Genomic DNA, 21,540 nt, shown 5'->3' on the forward strand with positions numbered 1-21,540 from the left:
GCTCCCGGAGGAACCATGACCACCACCCAGCCCCGTGCCAGCATCGACCTCGCCGCACGCTCGGTCACACGCACCGTCCGGGTCGCCGCCGGACCCGACGCGGTCTGGCGCGCCCTCTCCGAGCCCGAGCACGTCGCCGGCTGGTTCGGCGACGGCTGCGAGACCGACGACGGCGGCCCGCTCGCCGTCGGCACCCGGGGCCGGCTGCACTTCGAGGGCTACGGCTGGTTCGCCTTCGAGGTCACCCGGGCGGAGGCCGGCCGCCTGCTCGCCTACCGCTGGGGCCAGTCGGCCGACGAGCCCGAGCGCATGACCGAGGCCACGTTCACCCTGGAGCCCGACGGTGCCGGCACCTACCTCACGGTGCACGAGACCGGCTTCACCGGCGACACCGACGACGCGGTGCGCGCCGCGCTGGACGGCAACCGCGAGGGCTGGGACGGCGAGCTGGACGAGCTCGTCGAGTACGTCGAGTCCCGCACGTGGTGACGTCGGCAGCCTCGCCGGTCGCCGCGTTCGCGGCGCTCGGCGACGAGACCCGCTGGGCCGTGCTCCAGGCGCTGTCGGGCGGCGAGCACTCAGGTGAGCACCCGGAGCAGCACCTGGAGCAGCACCTGGAGCAGCGTGCCGCCGAAGGCGCCTTCGACCCCGCGTCGGGCCTGACCGCCTCCGCCCTCGCCGCACGACTGCCGGTGACGCGGCAGGCGATCGCCAAGCACCTCGCGGTGCTGGAGGCCGCGGGGCTGGTGGAGTCCTGGGTCGTCGGTCGTGAGCGCCGGTATCGCGCGCTCGGCGCGGAGCTGACGGCGCTGGGGCGTCGGCTCGAGCGCATCGGGGACGCGTGGGAGGCACGGCTGGGTCGCATCGCCGGGATCGCGGAACGCCTGGAGCGCGGCTGACGCCTCGCACGCGGCTGACGCATGGCGCGCGGCTGACGACGGGCACCCGCGCCGCGCCCGCCCGGGATGTGAGCAACGCCCCTCCCGGCGGGCGCGGACGTCGGCATCCGGCACAGGTACGGCGCGTTATGGTGGTGGCTGTCAGACTCCCTTTAATCCCGTCCAGTGAGGCGGAGAAGGAGGTCGCCAGATGAACCCTGGCACCCGCATGCCCGAATCCAGCGAGTCCCCGAACAGCACCCCCGGCACCGCCGCCGAGAGGACGGTGCTCGGCGAGGCCGACATCGCCCGGGCGCTGACCCGCATCGCCCACGAGATCGTGGAGCGCAACAAGGGCGCCGCCGACCTGCTCCTGCTCGGCATCCCGACGCGCGGCGTGCAGCTCGCCCGCCGGCTCGCCGAGCGCCTCGCGCAGATCGAGCCCACCTTCAGCGGCGAGCACGGCACGCTCGACGTGACCATGTACCGCGACGACCTGCGTCGTCAGCCCACGCGCGCCGTCGGGCAGACGGTGCTCCCGGGCAGCCTGGACGGCACGATCGACGACAAGGTGGTCGTCCTCGTGGACGACGTCCTCTTCTCCGGCCGCACCATCCGCGCCGCGCTCGACGCCCTGAACGACCTCGGCCGCCCCCGCGTGGTGCAGCTCGCCGCCCTCGTGGACCGCGGGCACCGTGAGCTCCCGATCCGCGCGGACTACGTGGGCAAGAACCTGCCCACGTCGCGCAGCGAGCGTGTCCGGGTCCGGCTGGCCGACGTCGACGGCGGGGCGGACGCCGTGGTGATCAGCGAGGCGGCCCCGACCACCAGCGCCCCGACCACCAGCCCTGCCCCCGCGAGCACTGAGAGGGGCGCCCGATGAAGCACCTCCTGACCACCCAGGACATGTCCAAGGACGACGCGATCCTGCTCCTGGACACCTCCGCGCAGATGGCCGCGACCCAGTCGCGCGAGAACAAGAAGCTGCCCACGCTGCGCGGCCGCACCGTCGTGAACCTGTTCTACGAGGACTCCACGCGCACCCGGATCTCCTTCGAGACCGCGGCCAAGCGCCTGTCGGCGGACGTCATCAACTTCTCGGCCAAGGGGTCGAGCGTGTCCAAGGGCGAGTCGCTCAAGGACACCGCGCTGACGCTGCACGCCATGGGGGCCGACGCCGTGGTCGTGCGGCACTCGGCCTCCGGCGCGGCGCACCAGCTCGCGCACGCCGGCTGGCTCGACGCGGGCGTGCTCAACGCGGGCGACGGCATGCACCAGCACCCCACGCAGGCCCTGCTGGACGCGTTCACGATCCGCAGGCACCTGGTGGGCCATGTGGGTGATGACGGTCGCGGCACCGACACCTCCGTCGGCGCCGACCTGGCCGGCCTGCGCATCGCGATCGTCGGCGACGTCCTGCACTCCCGGGTCGCGCGCTCGAACGTCTACCTGCTGCACACGCTGGGCGCCGAGGTGACCCTGGTCGCGCCGCCCACGCTCGTGCCGGTGGGCGTGGAGACCTGGCCGTGCCGCGTCTCCTACCACCTGGACGAGACGCTCGAGCGGTGGCAGCCGGATGCGGTCATGATGCTTCGGGTGCAGCGTGAGCGGATGTCGGGCGGTTCGGGGGCGTTCTTCCCGAGCCCGATGGAGTACAGCCGCAAGTTCGGGTTCGACGCCCGCCGCCTCGCGGTCCTGCCGGACCACGCGATCGTGATGCACCCCGGGCCGATGAACCGCGGCCTGGAGATCTCGGCGGCCGCCGCGGACCACCCCCGCTCCGTGATCGTGGAGCAGGTGGCCAACGGCGTCGCCGTCCGGATGGCCGCCCTGTACCTGCTGCTGTCCGGCACCGACAGCGGCGACTCGGGTGCCAGCACCCAGCAGACCAGCACCGACGAGAGGAACGTCCTGTGAGCACCGCGAGACCGCAGACCTTTGTCCTGCGAGGGGTCCGTCCCTACGGCACGGACCCGGTCGACGTCGTGCTGGCGGACGGCGTGATCGCCGCCCTCGGGGCGCCCGGCACGGTCGAGGTGCCGGACGGCGCGCACGAGATCACCTCGACGGGTACGGACGAGGACGGCCTGGTCCTTCTTCCTGGCCTCGTCGACCTGCACACCCACCTGCGCGAGCCGGGCCGGGAGGACGCCGAGACGGTGTTCTCCGGCACCCGCGCCGCCGCCGCGGGCGGGTTCACGGCCGTGCACGCCATGGCCAACACGACACCGACGCAGGACACCGCGGGCGTCGTCGAGCAGGTGCACCGGCTGGGCGAGCAGGCCGGCTGGGTGGACGTGCACCCCGTGGGCGCCGTCACCGTGGGCCTGGGCGGCGAGAGGCTCGCCGAGCTGGGCGCCATGGCCGACTCCGCCGCCCGCGTGCGCGTCTTCTCCGACGACGGCAAGTGCGTGCACGACCCGGTCCTGATGCGCCGCGCGCTGGAGTACGTCAAGGCGTTCGACGGCGTCGTGGCCCAGCACGCGCAGGAGCCGCGCCTGACCGAGGGCGCGCAGATGAACGAGGGCGTCGTCTCCGCGCAGATCGGGCTGACCGGCTGGCCCGCCGTGGCCGAGGAGTCGATCATCGCCCGCGACGTGTTGCTGGCGGAGCACGTGGGCTCGCGCCTGCACGTCTGCCACCTGTCCACCGCGGGCTCCGTGGAGATCATCCGCTGGGCCAAGGGCCGGGGCATCGACGTCACCGCCGAGGTGACGCCGCACCACCTCGTGCTCACGGACGAGCTGGCCCGTGACTACGACCCGGTGTTCAAGGTGAACCCGCCGCTGCGCACGGCCAAGGACGTCGAGGCGGTCCGCGAGGGCCTGGCCGACGGCACGATCGACATCGTCGCCACGGACCACGCGCCGCACCCGGTCGAGGACAAGGACTGCGAGTGGTCCTCGGCCGCTTTCGGCATGACCGGCCTGGAGACGGCGCTGTCCGTGGTGCAGCAGACCATGGTCGACACCGGCCGCCTGACCTGGGCCGACGTCGCCCGCGTGCTCTCGGAGAACCCCGCGCGGATCGGCCGGATCGGCGAGACCCAGGGCCGCCCGATCGCCGTCGGCGAGCCCGCCAACCTGGTCCTGGTGGACCCCGCCGCGACCCGCGCGATCGACGGCCGCAGCCAGGTCACCGCGAGCGACAACACCCCGTTCCAGGGCATGGAGCTCCCCGGCCGCGTGGTCGCCACGTTCCTCCGGGGCCGCGCGACGGTCCTGGACGGCGCGCCCGTCGACGGCACTCCTGTCGGCGGCACTCTCGAAGGAGCCACCCGATGACGGCCCTGTCCGTCGCCGTGCTGGTCGCACTGGCGATCTTCCTCGTGCTGTACGTGACGCTCATCGGCCGGCGCCGGCTCGCGCAGCGCACCACCACGGTCGTGCCGGTGCCGCCGTCGCCGCCCGCGGATTCCCCGGGCGCCGTGCGCTTCGGACCCGTGGAGGCGATCTACGTCTCCACGACCCTGCACGGCGACTGGCTCGCCCGGGTGGGCGCACACGGGCTGGGCGACCGCTCGCACGCGGTCGTCACGGTGCACCGGACGGGCGTTCTCATCGAGCGCGACGGCACCGACGACCTGTGGCTCCCCGTGAGCACCATCCGCAGCGCGGGCCTGGCCCCGGGCATGGCGGGCAAGTACGTCGGCGCAGACGGCCTCGTCGTCCTCACCTGGGCCGTCCCGGAGGCCGACGGCGTCCCGGCGGCCCTGGTCGACACGGGGCTGCGCCCGCGTCGCGCGCAGGACCGCGGCGGCCTGGTGGACGCCGTCCGCCACCTGCTCGCCGACCGGCAGCAGCCGGGTCAGCAGGACCAGCAGCAGACCGGCCACCAGGCTCAGCACCCGCAGGCCCAGCAGCATCCCGAACAGCAGTACCCGCACCAGCAGTACCCGCACCAGCAGGAGGCCCGGTGACCATCCCGACGACGTCCGCAGAGATGTCCGCAGAGGCGGCAGCACAGCCGTCCGTAACTACCGCAGCGCTGGTCCTCGAGGACGGCACCACCTACCGCGGCCGCGCCTACGGCGCCACCGGCACGACGTTCGGCGAGATCGTCTTCTCCACCGGCATGACCGGTTACCAGGAGACGCTGACCGACCCGTCCTACCACCGCCAGATCGTCGTCATGACGGCGCCGCACGTCGGCAACACCGGCGTCAACGACGAGGACCCCGAGTCGGGCCGGATCTGGGTCTCCGGCTACGTGGTGCGCGACCCCGCGCGCCGGGTCTCGAACTGGCGCGCGCAGCGCTCGCTCGGTGAGGAGCTCGCCGCGCAGGGCGTCGTCGGCATCTCCGACATCGACACCCGCGCCCTGACGCGCCGCCTGCGCGAGGAGGGCGTGATGCGCGCCGGGATCTTCTCCGGCGACGACCTGGTGCGCGGCGGCTACCCGCGCCCCGTCGAGGAGCTCGTGGCCGAGGTGCAGGCCTCGCCGCAGATGGCGGGCGCGAACCTCGCCCCGGAGGTCTCCACGAAGGAGGCCTACACGGTGGAGCCGGCCGGCGAGCACGCCGGGCGCACCCCGGTCGCGACCGTCGTCGCCGTGGACCTCGGCATCAAGTCCATGACGCCGGCGCGGCTGGCCGAGCGCGGCGTGCGGGTCGTCGTCGTGCCCCAGTCCTCGACGATCGACGACGTCCTGGGCGCCTTCGCGGACCTGCCCGACGACGCGCCCCGCGGCGTGTTCTTCTCCAACGGCCCGGGCGACCCCGGCGCCGCCGGCCACGAGGTCGAGCTGCTGCGCGCCGTCCTGGACCGGCGCATCCCGTTCTTCGGCATCTGCTTCGGCAACCAGCTCCTCGGCCGGGCGCTCGGCTACGGCACGTACAAGCTCGGCTACGGGCACCGGGGCATCAACCAGCCCGTGCTCGACCGGACGACCGGCAAGGTCGAGGTCACCGCGCACAACCACGGCTTCGCGGTCGACGCGCCCGTGGTGGACGGCGCCGGCGCCCCCGCCGTCTCGCAGGCGCCGCACGACGGCGGCCGCTACGGCCGCGTCGTGGTCTCCCACGTGGGCCTCAACGACCAGGTCGTGGAGGGGCTGACCTGCCTCGACCTGCCCGCCTTCTCGGTGCAGTACCACCCCGAGGCAGCCGCCGGCCCGCACGACGCCGCGTACCTGTTCGACCGGTTCGTCGGCCTGCTGACGAACCCGGCGGCGTGGCCGCCGGCCCTCAAGACCCAGAACAAGACCCAGAACACGATCCAGAACGACACCGAGGAGAACCACTGATGCCTCGCCGTAACGACCTCTCCTCGGTCCTGGTCATCGGGTCCGGCCCGATCGTCATCGGCCAGGCGTGCGAGTTCGACTACTCCGGCACCCAGGCCTGCCGGGTGCTCAAGGAGGAGGGCCTGCGGGTCATCCTGGTCAACTCGAACCCGGCCACGATCATGACGGACCCCGAGTTCGCCGACGCGACCTACGTGGAGCCCATCACCACCGAGGTGCTGACCACCATCATCGCCAAGGAGCGCCCCGACGCCCTGCTGCCCACCCTGGGCGGGCAGACGGCGCTGAACGCCGCCATCGCGCTCGACGAGGCCGGCGTGCTGGAGAAGTACGGCGTCGAGCTCATCGGCGCCAACATCCCCGCCATCCAGAAGGGCGAGGACCGCCAGCAGTTCAAGGACGTCGTCGAGAAGTGCGGTGGCGAGTCGGCGCGCTCGGAGATCGTGCACACGATCGACGAGGCCCTCAAGGCGGCCGAGATCCTCGGTTACCCCATGGTCGTGCGCCCGTCGTTCACCATGGGTGGCCTCGGCTCCGGCCTGGCCTACGACGAGGCGGACCTGCACCGCATCGTCGGGCAGGGCCTGCACTACTCGCCCACCACGGAGGTGCTCCTGGAGGAGTCCATCCTGGGGTGGAAGGAGTACGAGCTGGAGCTCATGCGCGACAAGGACGACAACGTCGTGGTCGTCTGCTCCATCGAGAACGTGGACCCCGTGGGCGTGCACACCGGCGACTCGGTGACCGTCGCGCCCGCGCTGACGCTCACCGACCGCGAGTACCAGAAGCTGCGCGACATCGGGATCGCCGTGATCCGCGAGGTCGGCGTCGACACGGGTGGCTGCAACATCCAGTTCGCCATCGACCCGGCCGACGGGCGCATCATCGTCATCGAGATGAACCCCCGCGTCTCCCGCTCCTCGGCGCTGGCCTCCAAGGCGACCGGCTTCCCGATCGCGAAGATCGCGGCCAAGCTCGCCGTCGGCTACACGCTGGACGAGATCCCGAACGACATCACCAAGGTGACCCCCGCGAGCTTCGAGCCCACGCTCGACTACGTGGTGGTCAAGGTCCCGCGGTTCGCGTTCGAGAAGTTCCCCGCCGCCGACGACACCCTGACCACCACCATGAAGTCGGTGGGCGAGGCCATGGCGCTGGGCCGCAACTTCACCGAGGCGCTCGGCAAGGCCCTGCGCTCCATCGACAAGGGCGGCGTGCAGTTCCACTGGGACGGCGACGCCCCGACGGGCGACGCGCTCGCCACGCTGCTCAAGGAGATCGAGCGGCCCACCGAGCAGCGCCTGGTCCAGGTCCAGCAGGCCCTGCGCTCGGTCGGCACGCCCGGCGGCACCACGCTCGAGCAGGTCTTCGACGCCACCAAGATCGACCCCTGGTTCCTCGACCAGATCCAGCTCGTCAACGAGGTCGCCGCCGACGTCGCGGCGTCGCCCACGGTCACCGAGGACCTGCTGCGCCACGCCAAGCGGCACGGCCTGTCCGACGCCCAGGTCGCGCGCCTGCGCGGCATGGGCACCTCCGGCGAGGCCACGGTGCGCGAGATCCGGCACGCCCTGGGCGTCCGCCCGGTCTACAAGACCGTGGACACCTGCGCGGCCGAGTTCGCGGCCAAGACCCCGTACCACTACTCGAGCTACGACTCCGAGACCGAGGTCGCGCCCCGCGAGCGGGAGGCCGTGATCATCCTCGGCTCCGGGCCCAACCGCATCGGCCAGGGCATCGAGTTCGACTACTCGTGCGTGCACGCCACCCTGGCGCTGGCGGACAAGTACGAGACCGTCATGGTCAACTGCAACCCGGAGACGGTCTCGACGGACTACGACACGTCCGACCGCCTGTACTTCGAGCCGCTGACCTTCGAGGACGTCCTGGAGGTCTACCAGGCCGAGCTCGCGGCCGGTCCCGTCAAGGGCATCATCGTCCAGCTCGGCGGGCAGACGCCGCTGAGCCTCGCGCGACGCCTCGCCGAGGCCGGGCTGCCGATCCTGGGCACCAGCCCCGAGGCGATCGACGCCGCGGAGGACCGCGGCATCTTCGGCCAGGTGCTGCTCGACGCCGGTCTGCCGGCCCCCGCGTTCGGCACGGCCCGGTCGCTGGCCCAGGCCCGCGACGTCGCCGAGGGCATCGGCTACCCCGTGCTGGTGCGCCCGTCCTACGTGCTCGGCGGCCGCGGCATGGAGATCGTCTACAGCGAGGACCAGCTCACGGGCTACGTCGAGCGCGCCCTCGAGGCGGCCGCGGCGACGCACGCGGACTCGGGTGCGACCGGCACCCTGGCCGCCCCGCTGCTCATCGACCGCTTCCTGGACGACGCGATGGAGATCGACGTCGACGCGCTGTACGACGGCGAGGAGCTGTTCCTGGGCGGCGTCATGGAGCACATCGAGGAGGCCGGCATCCACTCCGGCGACTCGGCGTGCGTGCTGCCCCCGGTGTCGCTCTCCGAGGCCGAGATCGCGCGCATCCGGCGCTCCACCGAGGCGATCGCCAGGGGCGTGGGCGTGCGCGGCCTGCTCAACGTCCAGTACGCGCTCGTCAGCGACGTCCTGTACGTCCTGGAGGCCAACCCCCGCGCGTCGCGCACCGTGCCGTTCGTCTCCAAGGCGACGGGCACGCCGCTGGCCAAGGCCGCGGCGCGCGTGATGGTGGGCGAGTCCATCGCCGACCTGCGTGCGGCGGGCGTGCTCCCGGAGCACGACGGCGCCACGCTCGACCTGGGCGCGCCGCTGGCCGTCAAGGAGGCCGTGCTGCCGTTCAAGCGGTTCCGCACCCGCGAGGGCCTCGTCGTGGACTCCGTGCTCGGCCCGGAGATGCGCTCCACGGGCGAGGTCATGGGCTTCGACAAGGACTTCCCGCACGCGTTCGCCAAGTCGCAGGCGGCGGCGTTCGGCGGGCTGCCGACGTCGGGCACGGTGTTCGTCTCCGTGGCCGACAGCGACAAGCGGCACGTCGTCTTCCCGGTCAAGCGACTGGTGGAGCTCGGGTTCAAGGTGCTGGCCACGGCCGGCACCGCGAACGTGCTGCGCCGCAACGGCATCGAGGCCACCGAGGTGCGCAAGCACACCGAGGGCCGTGGGCCGGACGGCGAGCTCACCGTCGTCGGGCTCATCACCGAGGGGCAGATCGACCTGGTGGTGAACTCGCCGTCCGGCCAGGGCGCCCGCGCCGACGGCTACGAGATCCGCGCGGCCACGACGGCGGCGGACAAGCCGATCGCGACCACGGTGGACCAGCTCGCGGCAGCGGTGCAGGGCATCGAGGCGGTGCTGGCGGGCCCGTTCGAGGTGGCGAGCCTCCAGGAGCACACGGCGGCCACGTCGGCGCGCCGTGCGGCCGCGCAGGCTGGCGCCGTGGCGTCCCCGGCGGGGGCGCACGCGTGAGCGGCGGGTCGCCGGAGGGCTCCGCGAACGGCACCGGGTCCGCGAGCGGCACGGCGTCGTCGAACGACGTGGTGCCGTTCGGGGCGCGCCTGGCCGCCGCCATGGACGAGCACGGGCCGCTCTGCGTGGGCATCGACCCGCACGCGTCGCTCCTGCACGCCTGGGGCCTGTCCGACGACGTCGACGGCCTGCGGGAGTTCTCCCTGCGCGTCGTCGACGCGCTCGGGGGCAGGGTCGCGGCGTTCAAGCCGCAGGCGGCGTTCTTCGAGCGGCACGGCTCGCGCGGCCTCGCGGTGCTGGAGGAGGTGATCGCGGCGGCCCGGGCGACGGGGTCGGGCAGCGGGTCCGGCAGCACGGGCACGCTGACGATCGTCGACGCCAAGCGGGGCGACATCGGCTCGACCATGGGCGCCTACGCCGACGCCTTCCTGGCGGACGGTTCGCCCCTGGCCGGCGACGCCCTGACGGTCTCGCCGTACCTCGGCTTCGGCTCCCTGGAGCCCGCCGTCGAGCTCGCCACGGCCACGGGCCGGGGCCTGTTCGTGCTGTGCCTCACCTCCAACAAGGAGGGCTTCGAGGTGCAGCACGCGGTCCGGCGCGTCGAGGGCCAGGGCGGGGCCGGGGGCGAGGGGCGGGGTACCTCGGTCGCCGCCCTCATGGCGGCGCACGCCGCGGTGCTCAACGCGGGCGCCGAGCCCATGGGCTCGGTGGGCCTCGTGGTGGGCGCCACGATCGGCGACGCGGTGGCCGCGACGGGGACGGACCTGGTGGCCGTGAACGGCCCGCTGCTGGCCCCTGGCGTCGGCGCGCAGGGCGCGGGGGAGCGCGAGCTCGCCACGACGTTCGGCGGCGCCCGGCGGAACGTGCTGGCGTCGTCGTCCCGGGGAGTGCTCGCCGCTGGACCCGACCCTCAGGCGCTGGTGAGCGCCGCGCGCACGGCCGCGAAGGAGGCCACGAAGGCGTTGCGGGGCTGATTCTCGCCGTGAACCGCGTCTTGGACAAAGCGCCCACGATCCCTATGGATCGTGGGCGCTTTGTCGTGGAATGCACTAAATGCCTAAAAGCGCATGTGCATGAGTTTTCACGAAGTGGCGTTCTGCGATTGCCGACCACTGAGGCGATGGCTACTTTCGATGCAGCAGTTCACACCAGACCGGTTGCGGGCCAGGTCACGGACTTGGGCATCGGGCCCGAGCGAGGACCGGACGTCCCGAGTCAGAAGACCGGTCGAGAGACGAGTAGGTGACTTGCGTGGCACTACCACCCCTCACACCCGAGCAGCGTGCGGCAGCACTCGAGAAGGCAGCCGAGGCGCGACGCGCGCGGGCAGAGATCAAGAACAAGCTCAAGTACTCGCAAGGTTCCCTGAGGGAGGTCATCGAGCAGGGCCAGAAGGACGACGTCGTGGGCAAGCTCAAGGTCGTCTCGTTGCTCGAGTCGCTGCCCGGGGTCGGTAAGGTTAAGGCCAGGGCGATCATGGAAGAGATCGGGATCGCCGAGACCCGCCGCGTCCGAGGCCTCGGACCGCACCAGTCGGCGGCGCTCATCGAGAGGTTTGGCTGATCAGTACGACACAACCCGCACGGCTGACCGTGCTCGCAGGACCCACCGCGGTGGGCAAGGGCACGGTCTCCGCCGACGTGCGGGACCGTTATCCGCAGGTCTGGCTCTCCGTGTCGGCGACCACCCGGTCGCCGCGCCCGGGCGAGGTGGACGGAGTGCACTACCTGTTCGTGTCGCCGGAGGAGTTCGACCGCATGGTCGCCTCCGACGAGATGCTCGAGTGGGCAGTGGTGCACGGTCGTAACCGGTACGGGACGCCACGGCGACCGGTCGAGCAGAAGCTCGCCGCCGGGGTCCCCGTGCTCCTGGAGATCGACCTCCAGGGCGCGCGCCAGGTGCGCGACGCGGTGACGGCCTCGGGCCTGGAGGCCCGGTTCGTCTTCCTCGCCCCGCCGAGCTTCGACGAGCTCGTCCGGCGGCTTGTCGGTCGCGGCACCGAGGACTCGGAGGAGCGGGAGCGGCGCCTCGCCACGGCGCGCGTCGAGCTCGCCGCCGAGGAGGAGTTCGACGTCACCATCGTGAACGACGACGTGCACCGCGCCACGGACGCGCTCGTCGCCGTGATGGGTGTGGGTTCCACCACACCGGTCGGCTGACCCGGCGCGCTGCCTGCCACCTCCGGGTGACAGAGCAGGTAGACTCGTCCCTCGGACTTTCCCCCGTCACCCAAGACTTCTGGAGCTTCACCATGGCCGGAACCGTCGCCGCCCCTGAGGGCATCACCGACCCGCCGATCGACGAGCTGCTCGAGCGCATCGACTCGAAGTACGGCCTCGTGCTGTACGCGTCCATGCGCGCCCGTCAGATCAACGCGTACTACTCGCAGCTCAACGAGGGCCTCCTGGAGAACGTGGGCCCGCTCGTCGAGACCCGCAACCAGGAGAAGCCGCTCTCCATCGCGATGCGCGAGATCACCCAGGGCCTCCTCACCATCGAGGAGGTCGACCCGGCCGAGGTGCAGGCGCAGGCTGACGCCGCTGCCGCCGCGAAGGCCGAGCAGTCGCTGCCCGAGTTCCCGGCCTGACCGGACGTGACCGGCAGCCCGCTGGTCCTGGAGGGCGACCACCGATGAGGATCCTCCTCGGCGTCTCCGGTGGGATCGCCGCGTACAAGGCGGTGCTCCTGCTGCGGCTGCTGCGCGAGCAGGGGCACGCCGTGCGCGTGATCCCCACGCGCGCGGCGCTGGAGTTCGTGGGCGCCCCGACGTTCGAGGCGCTGTCGGGCGAGCCGGTCAGCACCGAGGTGTTCGACGACGTCCCCGGCGTGCAGCACGTCTCGCTGGGGCAGCACGCCGACCTCGTGATCGTCGCGCCGGCCACCGCTGACCTCATGGCGCGTGCCGCCGCGGGACTCGCGGACGACCTGCTGACCACCACGCTGCTGGCGGCCCGCTGCCCGGTGGTGCTCGCCCCGGCGATGCACACCGAGATGTGGGACCACCCCGCCACCCGGGCGAACGTGGCGACCCTGCGCGAGCGGGGCGTGCACGTGATCGAGCCCGCCTCGGGCCGCCTGACCGGCGCCGACACCGGCCCCGGGCGGCTGCCCGACCCCGAGGACATCGCACGCGAGGCGCTCTCGCTGGTCGACGGCCCTCCGGCCGAGAACCTCGACCTCGCCGGCCGGCGGGTCGTCGTGTCCGCGGGCGGCACGCGCGAGGCCATCGACCCGGTGCGGTTCATCGGCAACCGGTCCAGCGGCCGGCAGGGCGTGGCGCTGGCGCAGGCCGCCGCCGCGCGCGGCGCCGACGTGACGCTCGTGGCGGCCAACCTCGCGCAGGACGTCACCGACCAGGTGCTGGCCGGTCCGCGGGCCTGCTCCGTCGTGCAGGTGGAGTCCACGACGGAGCTGCGTGACGCCGTCCGGGCCGTGGGCGCGGAGGCGGACGTCGTGGTCATGGCCGCCGCCGTGGCGGACTTCCGCCCCGCCGTCACGCCGGACGCCAAGATCAAGAAGGTGCCGGGACAGGGTCCCGCACCCATCGAGCTCGTCGAGAACCCCGACATCCTCGCGGAGATCGCGCACGACCGGCTGCGTCCCGGCCAGGTCGTGGTGGGCTTCGCCGCAGAGACGGGCGACGCCGGCGGCAGCGTGCTGGAGCACGGGCGGGCCAAGGCCCGGCGCAAGGGAGCCGACCTGATCGCGGTGAACGCGGTCGGTTCGGGGCGCGGGTTCGGCACCGAGAGCAACGAGGTCACGATCCTGGACGGGGCCGGCGACGTCGTCGGCCTGGCCTCCGGGACGAAGCGTGAGGTGGCGGACGCCCTGTGGGATGCCGTCGCCAAGCTCCTCCCGTGACCCCCGTCTCACCTGCCAGGATCGACTTCCCACTGTGCGAGACCGTAGGCTGGTACCCATGAGCGAGCTGCGCCTTTTCACGTCCGAGTCCGTGACCGAGGGTCATCCGGACAAGGTCTGTGATCAGATCAGCGACGCCATCCTCGACGCCCTGCTGGAGCAGGACCCGACGTCGCGCGTCGCGGTGGAGACCATGGTCACCACCGGCCTGGTCCATGTCGCGGGCGAGGTCACCACCGAGGCCTACGTCGAGATCCCGCAGATCGTGCGCGACGTGGTGCGCGGGATCGGCTACACCTCCTCGGCCATCGGGTTCGACGGCGACTCGTGCGGTGTGTCCGTCTCCATCGGGCAGCAGTCGCCCGACATCGCGCAGGGCGTCGACAAGGCCCTCGAGATGCGTGACGACACCAGCGACCTCGACCCGCTGGACGCCCAGGGCGCCGGCGACCAGGGCCTGATGTTCGGCTACGCGTCCGACGAGACGCCCGCCTTCATGCCCGTGGCCGGCTGGCTCGCGCACCGGCTCTCGGAGCGACTGGCCGCCGTCCGCAAGTCGGGCGAGCTGCTTGGCCTGCGCCCCGACGGCAAGACCCAGGTCACCATCGGGTACGACGGCGACCGGCCCGTCGCCGTCGACACGGTGGTGCTCTCCACCCAGCACGACGCCGACGTGCTGCAGGAGAAGCTGCACGTCGAGGTGGCCGAGATCGTCATCGCCCCCGTGCTGGAGTCCGCGGGCCTCGACTGGACCGGCGCCCGGCAGTTCGTGAACCCGACCGGCAAGTTCGTCATCGGCGGGCCCCAGGGCGACGCCGGCCTGACGGGCCGCAAGATCATCGTGGACACCTACGGCGGCATGGCGCGGCACGGCGGGGGCGCCTTCTCCGGCAAGGACCCGTCGAAGGTGGACCGGTCGGGCGCGTACGCCATGCGCTGGGTGGCCAAGAACGTCGTGGCCGCCGGGCTCGCGCGGCGCTGCGAGGTCCAGGTCGCCTACGCGATCGGCAAGGCGCACCCCGTGGGCCTCTACGTCGAGACGTTCGGCACCGAGACCGTGCCGGTCGAGAAGATCACCGCGGCGATCCACGAGGTGTTCGACCTGCGCCCCGCCGCGATCGTGCGCGACCTCGACCTGCTGCGCCCCATCTACCGGGCCACCTCCACCTACGGGCACTTCGGTCGCGACCTGCCCAACTTCACGTGGGAGCGGACGGACCGGGTCGAGGACCTGCTGAGCCTGTTCTGAGGGCTGGTGTCCTGAGGGCTGGTGTCCTGGGCGCCGGGGTCGGCAGCCCGCTGACCGGCATGCCTTGAGGTCGGCACTCTGCATCGAGATCGGTCCAGGCCTGTGCCGATCTCGATGCAGGGTGCCGACCTGAGTGCGGAGTGCCGACCTCGCGGTGCCGACCTCGCGGTGCCGACCTCACGCGGCAGCTGGCCGGGGCCGGCGTGCGCCGCGGCGTGTGGGTGGCGCGTGATGGGATAGGCACGTGAACGGGGACGTGGACCAGGCCGTGCAGCACGGCGCGGCGGAGGGCGGTGTCGCAGAGGACGGCAGGGTGGAGGACGGCGCGTCGGACGACGGGGCGCTGCTCGGGCTGGACGAGGTGGGCGGTGTGCCCGCGCGCGGCCGGGGCAAGGCCAGGAGCCGGGACCCGCTCGACAACGCCGAGACCAACGGCATCCCCATCGCGGAGACCCTGCCGGTCGCGCGTGTCGTGCTGGACCTGCAGCCCGCGCACCTCGACCAGCCGTACGACTACCTCGTCCCCGCCACCATGGCCGACGACGCCCAGCCCGGTGTGCGGATCAAGGCGCGGTTCGGGCGGCAGGACGTGGCCGGCTACGTCGTCGCGCGCCAGGAGACCTCGGACCACGACGGCCGCCTCGTGCCCCTGCGCCGCGTGGTGTCCGGCGAGCGGGTGCTGACCCCGCAGGTGCTCGACCTGTGCCGCGCCGTGGCCGACCGGTACGCCGGCACGCTCGCCGACGTGCTGCGCCTGGCGCTGCCGCCACGGCACGCGCGCGTGGAGAAGGAGCCAGGTTCTGTCGGAGCGAGCTCCGGTCCGGCCGACTCGGACGCCGTGTCCTCCGAAGAAGTGTCCTCCGAAGAAGTGTCCTCCGAAGAAGCACCCCCCGAGGATGCAGCCTCCGGCCCGGCAGCCGTCGACGGTCCTGCACCTGACGTTCCTGTCTCCGACGAGCCGGCCCTCGCGCCGCCGTCGTCGTCCGCCTGGGTCCCGTACCGCGGGGGCGAGGCCTACCTGCGCCGGATCCTGGCGGGAGAGGCGCCCCGGGCCGTGTGGTCGGCGCTGCCGGGCGTGGGCGTGGACGCGGGCTCTCACGGCGGCTCCGGCTCGGGCACGCGGACCCCGCACTGGGCGGCCGCCGTCGCGCAGGTCGTGCGGGCGTGCACGGCGGGCGGGCGGGGGGTGCTCGTCGTGGTGCCGGACGCGCGGGACGTGGAGCGCGTGACCGCCGCCCTGGAGGGCGCCGGGATCGCCGACGACGACGTGGTGCGGCTGCTCGCCGACGACGGCCCCGCGCCCCGGTACCGTGCGTTCCTGCGGGCGTCGCGGGGCGACGCGCGGGTGGTGGTGGGGACCCGGGCCGCGATGTTCGCTCCGGTGGCCGACCTCGGCCTGGTGGTCCTGTGGGGCGACGGCGAGGAGACGCTGGCCGAGCCGCACGCCCCGTACCCGCACGCGCGCGACGTGCTGGCGCTGCGGGCCGAGCGCGAGGACGCGGCGTTCCTGCTGGGCTCGCCCGGGCGCACGGTGCAGGCGCAGGCAATGCTCGCGTCCGGCTGGGCGCGCGAGCTGGCGGCGCCCCGGGACGTCGTCCGAGCCCGGGCGCCGCGGGTGCGGGCGCTGACGTCCGTCGAGCTGGCGCGCGAGGGCGCCGCCGCCGCGGCCCGGCTCCCGTCCACCGCGTGGCGTGCCGCGCGCGAGGCCCTGGACCGGGGCCCGGTGCTGGTGCAGGTACCCCGCTCCGGGTACCTGCCGGTCGTCGCGTGCTCACGCTGCCGCGTCGCCGCCCGCTGCGGGCACTGCCACGGTCCCCTCGGGCTGCCGCACGCCGACGGCGCCCCGCAGTGCACGTGGTGCGGCCGCCTGGCTGGCGGCTGGCGGTGCGAGGAGTGCGGGTGGACGGGCCTGCGGTCGGTCCGCGTGGGCTCGGCGCGCACCGCGGAGGAGCTCGGCCGCGCGTTCACGGGGGTGCCGGTGCGGCTCTCGGCCGCGTCGGCCCCGGGGGGCGTGATCGACGCCGTCCCGGCCACCCCCGCGCTGATCGTGGCGACCCCCGGGGCCGAGCCCGTCGCGGACGGCGGCTACGCCATCGCGCTCCTGCTCGATGCCGCCGTGATGACCGGCGGCACCGGCCTCGCCGCCGGGACGGAGGCGCTGCACCGCTGGCTCGCGGCGTCGTCGCTGGTCCGCCCGGGGCCGGGAGGACAGGTGCTGCTCGTGGGCGACGGCGCCCCCGGACCCACCCAGGCGCTGGTGCGCTGGGACCCGGCCGGCTTCGCGGGGCGCGAGCTCGACGAGCGCGCCGAGCTGCACCTGCCGCCCGCCGTCCGGGTCGCCGCCGTGACCGGGGACCGGACGGCGGTGGACGCCGTCGTCGGCCGGGTGGGGCTGCGCGAGGACCTGGGTGCGGGCTCGGGCGTGCTGGGACCCGTCGAGATCGACCCGGAAACACCCGGGAGGGGGCCGGGTGGCCGGGGGACCGGGGCGCCGTCGGCCCGCCGGGGCGCCGGCGCGGGAAGCCGCTCGGGAAGCGGCAGGGACAGCGGCGTCCAGGCGCTCGACCTGCCCGTGCGGACCGTGCTGCGCGTACCGCTCGCCCAGGGCGACGAGCTCGCCCGTAGGCTCAAGGCCAGCCTGGCCGTCCGCTCCGCGCGCCGCGAGGGCGGCACCGTCCGTGTTCAGCTCGACCCGAAGGAGATGCTGTGACCGCAGCCGACCGCCCCGACGAAACCGCTATCGACACGGTCGTGTACGACTTCGGCAACGTGCTCATCGGCTGGGACCCCTTCGGCCCGTACGAGGGGCGCCCGAGGGCCGAGGTCGAGGCGTTCTTCGAGGCCGTGGACTTCGGCTCCCTCAACCACGCCGCCGACGCCGGGACCGCGTACTCCGTGCTCCTGGAGCGCGTGGCGCGCACCCACCCCGACCACGTCGAGGACCTGCGGCGGTACGTCGAGCACTACGAGCTGTCGCTGACCGGCCCGATCGAGGGCTCGGCGGAGCTGGTCGCGGAGCTGAAGGGCCTGGGGCTGCGCCTGTACGGGCTGACCAACTGGCAGGCCGAGACCTTCCACAGCGCCGCGCCCGCCGCGCCGGCGATCGGGCTCATGGAGGACGTCATCGTCTCGGGCCGAGAGGGCATGGCCAAGCCGGACCGGCGCATCTTCGAGCTCGTGGTCGAGCGGTTCGGCGTCGACCCGTCGCGCGCCGTGTTCGTGGACGACAAGCAGGTGAACGTGGACGCGGCGCGTGGCGTCGGGTTCCACGGCGTGGTGTTCACGGACACCGAGGCCCTGCGCCACGACCTCCGCGCCCTGGGGCTCCCGGTCGCCGGCTAGCCCCCCGCCGTTGCCGTAGCTTCGGACGACGACGACGCCGCCGACGCCGCCGACGCTCGCAGCTCGTCGAGCGTGGTCACGTCGGCCTCCGGGTGGGAGTCGGCGGGGTTGTTGGCCGCGATCGCCTCCGCCACGGGCCAGGTGATCGCGTCGTCGTCGTGCACGTCCCCCAGGAATGCGTTGTCGAACACGACGACCCACTCCGGCGGCGGCCAGGGCTCGGGTCCCACGTGGTTCAGGAACAGCACGACGTCGTCCAGCGCGAGCAGCTCCTCGGCCACCCGGTCGCGGTCGGTGTCGCGGTCGGTGTCGCGGTCGGCGGAGCCGTCGACGCCGACGTGCACCGTGACCGTGCCGCCCTCGAGCATCGTCAGGTCGCCGAGCGAGTCGACGACCTCGTCGACCGCGAACGTCAGGTCGATCATCTCGTGGTCCGAATCTGCCGGACCTGCTGGTTCGCCGGCCGCCCAGCCCGTGAACCGTCCGACCGCGGCCAGCTCGGAGGCGTGCGCCTCGCCGCCGTCGAGGTACGGGACCGACGGCAGGGCCGCTGAGACCGTCTCCGGGTACCAGGCGTAGTCGGCGGTGGGGGCGGGCCGGGCGAGCACCTCGGCGAATTCGGCGCCTGTTCCGTCGGTCCGGTTGGTGCGGTCGGTGGGGTGGGCGCGGTCGGCGTCGTCGGGGCTCGCACCCGGTGTGCCCGCCGCGCACCCTGCCGTGAGCCCCGCGATGAGCCCTGCTGTGAGCACCGTCCTGAGGGGCCCTGCTGGGACGAGCATGGATCGGCGCATCGGGGTCCTCCGAACGGTGCGGCACCTGGTACCGGGCATGTGTGCCGAGGAGCGCCGACCTTGCAGGCTGCGCCGCCCCGACAGAGCCGCACGTCTGGCGCACACCTAGACTGACCCGGTGCGTCTTCTCTTCGCCGGAACCCCCGAACCCGCCGTCGCCTCCCTGGAGGCCCTGCTCGCCTCGCGCCACGAGGTCGTCGCCGTCCTGACCCGCGCCGACGCGCCGTCGGGCCGCGGCCGCAAGCTCACGCCGAGCCCGGTGCGGGCCCGGGCCGAGGAGGCCGGCCTGCGCGTCATCACCGACGTGCCGCGCGGGGACGAGTTCGTCGCGATGCTCACCGAGCTCGAGATCGACGCCGCCCCCGTGGTCGCCTACGGGCACATCCTGCGCCCGGCCGTCCTGGCCGTTCCGCGCCTCGGCTGGATCAACCTGCACTTCTCCGTGCTCCCCGCCTGGCGCGGCGCCGCCCCGGTGCAGCGCGCCCTCATCGCCGGCGACGAGGTCACCGGCGCCACCACCTTCCTGCTCGACGAGGGCATGGACACCGGCCCCGTGCTCGGCACGGCCACCGAGACGATCCGGCCCACCGACACCTCGGGCGACCTGCTGGGCCGGCTCGCCGTCTCCGGCGCGGAGCTCCTGGTGGCGACGCTCGACGCCCTGGAGGACGGCACGCTCCAGCCCCAGGCGCAGCCTGCCGACGGCGTCTCGGTGGCGCCCAAGCTCACCACCGAGGACGCCCGCGTGACCTGGACGGACCCGGGGCTCGCGGTCGACCGCCTCGTGCGCGGCTGCACGCCCGCGCCGGGCGCGTGGACCGTGCTCCCGGACGGTTCCCGCCTGGGCCTCGGGCCCGTCTCGCCGCGCCCCGACGTCACCGACCTGCGGGCGGGCGAGGTGCGCGCGCTCAAGCACGAGGTGCTGGTCGGCACCGCGACGCACGCCGTCGCGCTGGGGGAGGTGCGGCCGGTCGGCAAGAAGGCCATGCCCGCGCCCGACTGGGCCCGCGGCGGCGGCAGGACGCTCGTCGAGGCGGGGCTCGTGCTGGGCGGGACGACGGCGGGCACGTCAGCGACCACTGGCACGTCGGAGAGCACGACGGGAGCCTCCGCATGAGCGGCTACGACGGCGACCGCCGCGGGGCCAGCGGAGGCGGTGGAGGCGGCGGAGGCCGCGACTTCGGCGACGAGCGCCGCAGCTCCGCGGGCCGGCAGCGCTCCGCGTCGCGGTCCCGGGGTGATCGGTCCCGCACGTCGCAGGCGCCCTCGGAGCGCCGCAAGCGCACCGACCCGGCCCGTATGGCCGCCTTCGACGTGCTGCGCGAGGTCGACGAGTCCGACGCGTACGCGAACCTGGTGCTGCCCCCGCTGCTCCGCGAGCGACGCATCCGCGGTCGCGACGCCGGCTTCGCGACCGAGCTCACCTACGGCACGCTGCGGCTGCGCGGCCGGTACGACGCGATCCTGGCGACGTGCGTCGACCGTCCGCTGTCGGGCCTCGACTCGGCGCTGCTCGACGTGCTGCGGCTCGGCACCCACCAGCTTCTCGGCATGCGCGTGCCCGGGCACGCCGCGGTCTCGGAGACGGTCGGGCTCGCGCGCAACCGGGTGGGCGCCGGGCCCGCGCAGATGGTGAACGCCGTGCTGCGCCGGGTCTCCGAGCGGCCGCTCGACGAGTGGCTGTCGGTGCTGGAGAAGGAGGCGCCGGACGCCCTGAGCGGCCTCGCGACCACCGAGTCGCACCCGCTGTGGATCGTCCGCGCGCTGCGGGAGGCGCTGGCCGGCAACGGCCGCGGCGTCGACGAGCTGGGCGACCTGCTGGCCGCCGACAACGCCGCCCCGCGCGTCACCCTCGTGGCCCGGCCGGGCCTGGTCGAGGCATCCGACGAGGATGCCTGGGGCGACGTCGACCTGGTCGCCGGGCGCTGGGCGCCCACGGCGCTGCGCCTGGAGGGTTCGGACCCGTCCGGCATCCCCGCGATCCGGGAGGGTCTCGCGGGCGTGCAGGACGAGGGCTCGCAGCTCGTCACGCTCGCCCTGGCGGGCGTTCCGGTCGAGGGCCGGGACGCGCGCTGGCTGGACCTGTGCGCGGGCCCCGGCGGCAAGGCCGCGCTGCTCGGCGCGCTGGCCGCCCAGCGGGGTGCGGCCCTGGTCGCCAACGAGGTGGCACCGCACCGGGCACGCCTGGTCGCGGGCGCCCTGGCCGCGCTGCCCGACGGCGCGGTCGAGGAGGTGCGCACCGGCGACGGCCGCGAGGTCGGCACGGAGGAGCCCGGGGCCTACGACCGCGTGCTGGTCGACGCGCCGTGCACCGGACTGGGCGCACTGCGCCGTCGGCCGGAGAGCCGGTGGCGGCGGACGCCGTCGGACCTCGCTGCCCTGACCGGGCTGCAGCGCGAGCTGCTCGCCTCGGCGCTGGACGCCGTCCGGCCCGGGGGAGTGGTGGCGTACGTGACGTGCTCGCCGCACCTGGCCGAGACGCAGCTCGTGGTCACCGACGTGCTGAAGAAGCGCGACGACGTCGAGCGGCTGGACGCCCCGGCCGCGGTGCGGTCCGTGCTGCGCCCGGGCGCGGACATCCCGCTGTCAGACCGCGACGACGTGCAGCTCTGGCCGCACGTGCACGGGACGGATGCGATGCACCTGACGTTGCTGCGGCGCACGGCGTAGCAGCAGCGGTGCGTCGGGCCCCCAGGGTGCGAGCCCTCGCGCAGGGGTCAGGTTGCGGAGAGTAGACGGCGTCCACTCTCCGCAACACCCGCAGCAGAGCTACTCGC

The 21,540-nt window shown here is 73.7% G+C and carries 19 protein-coding genes; 18 read left to right on the forward strand and 1 reads right to left on the reverse strand.

Annotated elements, in window-relative coordinates:
- Nucleotides 1–15 precede the first annotated feature (15 nt).
- The 16 genes from QRN56_RS15390 to QRN56_RS15465 all read left to right on the forward strand — a co-directional run bounded on the left by QRN56_RS15390 (nt 16) and on the right by QRN56_RS15465 (nt 17,972).
- Nucleotides 16–489, forward strand: a complete 474-nt coding sequence (locus QRN56_RS15390) for an SRPBCC domain-containing protein (RefSeq protein ID WP_285104675.1) — start codon at nt 16–18, stop codon at nt 487–489.
- Nucleotides 483–899 (forward strand): ArsR/SmtB family transcription factor, encoded by a 417-nt coding sequence (locus QRN56_RS15395; RefSeq protein ID WP_285104677.1) that lies wholly within the window; start codon nt 483–485, stop codon nt 897–899. Before QRN56_RS15390 ends, QRN56_RS15395 begins: the two co-directional genes overlap by 7 nt.
- A gap of 190 nt (nt 900–1,089) precedes the next feature.
- Nucleotides 1,090–1,761 (forward strand): bifunctional pyr operon transcriptional regulator/uracil phosphoribosyltransferase PyrR, encoded by a 672-nt coding sequence (gene pyrR, locus QRN56_RS15400; RefSeq protein ID WP_502928807.1) that lies wholly within the window; start codon nt 1,090–1,092, stop codon nt 1,759–1,761.
- Complete coding sequence (locus tag QRN56_RS15405) at nt 1,758–2,795, forward strand: aspartate carbamoyltransferase catalytic subunit (protein WP_285104679.1); 1,038 nt, start codon at nt 1,758–1,760, stop codon at nt 2,793–2,795. The genes pyrR and QRN56_RS15405 overlap by 4 nt, the downstream gene beginning before the upstream one ends.
- A gap of 26 nt (nt 2,796–2,821) precedes the next feature.
- On the forward strand, nt 2,822–4,162 hold the full coding sequence (locus tag QRN56_RS15410) for a dihydroorotase (protein ID WP_502928810.1): 1,341 nt from the start codon (nt 2,822–2,824) through the stop codon (nt 4,160–4,162).
- The gene (locus tag QRN56_RS15415; RefSeq protein WP_285104682.1) at nt 4,159–4,797 is read left to right on the forward strand and encodes a PH-like domain-containing protein; all 639 of its coding nucleotides are present in this window, start codon (nt 4,159–4,161) and stop codon (nt 4,795–4,797) included. The genes QRN56_RS15410 and QRN56_RS15415 overlap by 4 nt, the downstream gene beginning before the upstream one ends.
- Nucleotides 4,798–4,820: 23 nt before the next feature.
- Entirely contained in the window at nt 4,821–6,122 is a 1,302-nt protein-coding gene (gene carA / locus QRN56_RS15420; protein WP_285104861.1) for a glutamine-hydrolyzing carbamoyl-phosphate synthase small subunit, read from the forward strand.
- Nucleotides 6,122–9,520 (forward strand): carbamoyl-phosphate synthase large subunit, encoded by a 3,399-nt coding sequence (carB, locus tag QRN56_RS15425; protein WP_285104683.1) that lies wholly within the window; start codon nt 6,122–6,124, stop codon nt 9,518–9,520. Before carA ends, carB begins: the two co-directional genes overlap by 1 nt.
- Before the next feature lie 101 nt (nt 9,521–9,621).
- The gene (pyrF, locus tag QRN56_RS15430; RefSeq protein WP_502928811.1) at nt 9,622–10,494 is read left to right on the forward strand and encodes an orotidine-5'-phosphate decarboxylase; all 873 of its coding nucleotides are present in this window, start codon (nt 9,622–9,624) and stop codon (nt 10,492–10,494) included.
- 277 nt (nt 10,495–10,771) lie between these two features.
- Nucleotides 10,772–11,083, forward strand: coding sequence for an integration host factor, actinobacterial type (gene mihF, locus QRN56_RS15435; protein ID WP_020015403.1), 312 nt, complete (start codon nt 10,772–10,774; stop codon nt 11,081–11,083).
- A 29-nt stretch (nt 11,084–11,112) separates the two neighbouring features.
- Nucleotides 11,113–11,679, forward strand: a complete 567-nt coding sequence (gene gmk / locus QRN56_RS15440) for a guanylate kinase (protein ID WP_285104685.1) — start codon at nt 11,113–11,115, stop codon at nt 11,677–11,679.
- A gap of 92 nt (nt 11,680–11,771) precedes the next feature.
- Entirely contained in the window at nt 11,772–12,107 is a 336-nt protein-coding gene (gene rpoZ, locus QRN56_RS15445; protein ID WP_020015401.1) for a DNA-directed RNA polymerase subunit omega, read from the forward strand.
- 44 nt (nt 12,108–12,151) lie between these two features.
- A complete protein-coding gene (gene coaBC / locus QRN56_RS15450) occupies nt 12,152–13,381 on the forward strand; it encodes a bifunctional phosphopantothenoylcysteine decarboxylase/phosphopantothenate--cysteine ligase CoaBC (RefSeq protein ID WP_285104687.1) in 1,230 nt (409 codons plus the stop codon).
- A 58-nt stretch (nt 13,382–13,439) separates the two neighbouring features.
- Nucleotides 13,440–14,630 carry a methionine adenosyltransferase gene (gene metK, locus QRN56_RS15455; protein ID WP_285104689.1) on the forward strand — a complete coding sequence of 397 codons (1,191 nt, stop codon included), beginning with the start codon at nt 13,440–13,442 and terminating at the stop codon, nt 14,628–14,630.
- Between the two features lie 244 nt (nt 14,631–14,874).
- A complete protein-coding gene (locus QRN56_RS15460; RefSeq protein WP_285104691.1) occupies nt 14,875–17,340 on the forward strand; it encodes a primosomal protein N' in 2,466 nt (821 codons plus the stop codon).
- Entirely contained in the window at nt 17,337–17,972 is a 636-nt protein-coding gene (locus QRN56_RS15465) for an HAD family hydrolase (protein ID WP_285104693.1), read from the forward strand. Before QRN56_RS15460 ends, QRN56_RS15465 begins: the two co-directional genes overlap by 4 nt.
- Here QRN56_RS15465 and QRN56_RS15470 read toward each other — a convergent pair.
- Nucleotides 17,969–18,751 (reverse strand): hypothetical protein, encoded by a 783-nt coding sequence (locus QRN56_RS15470; protein ID WP_285104695.1) that lies wholly within the window; start codon nt 18,749–18,751, stop codon nt 17,969–17,971. The genes QRN56_RS15465 and QRN56_RS15470 overlap by 4 nt on opposite strands.
- Before the next feature lie 130 nt (nt 18,752–18,881).
- Between QRN56_RS15470 and fmt the strand changes: the two genes are divergently transcribed.
- Nucleotides 18,882–19,880 carry a methionyl-tRNA formyltransferase gene (fmt, locus tag QRN56_RS15475; protein WP_285104696.1) on the forward strand — a complete coding sequence of 333 codons (999 nt, stop codon included), beginning with the start codon at nt 18,882–18,884 and terminating at the stop codon, nt 19,878–19,880.
- Nucleotides 19,877–21,433 (forward strand): RsmB/NOP family class I SAM-dependent RNA methyltransferase, encoded by a 1,557-nt coding sequence (locus QRN56_RS15480; RefSeq protein WP_285104699.1) that lies wholly within the window; start codon nt 19,877–19,879, stop codon nt 21,431–21,433. The genes fmt and QRN56_RS15480 overlap by 4 nt, the downstream gene beginning before the upstream one ends.
- The last annotated feature ends 107 nt before the right edge of the window (nt 21,434–21,540 follow it).

The sequence above is a fragment of the Promicromonospora sp. MEB111 genome (assembly GCF_030209445.1).
Taxonomy (GTDB): Bacteria; Actinomycetota; Actinomycetes; order Actinomycetales; family Cellulomonadaceae; genus Promicromonospora.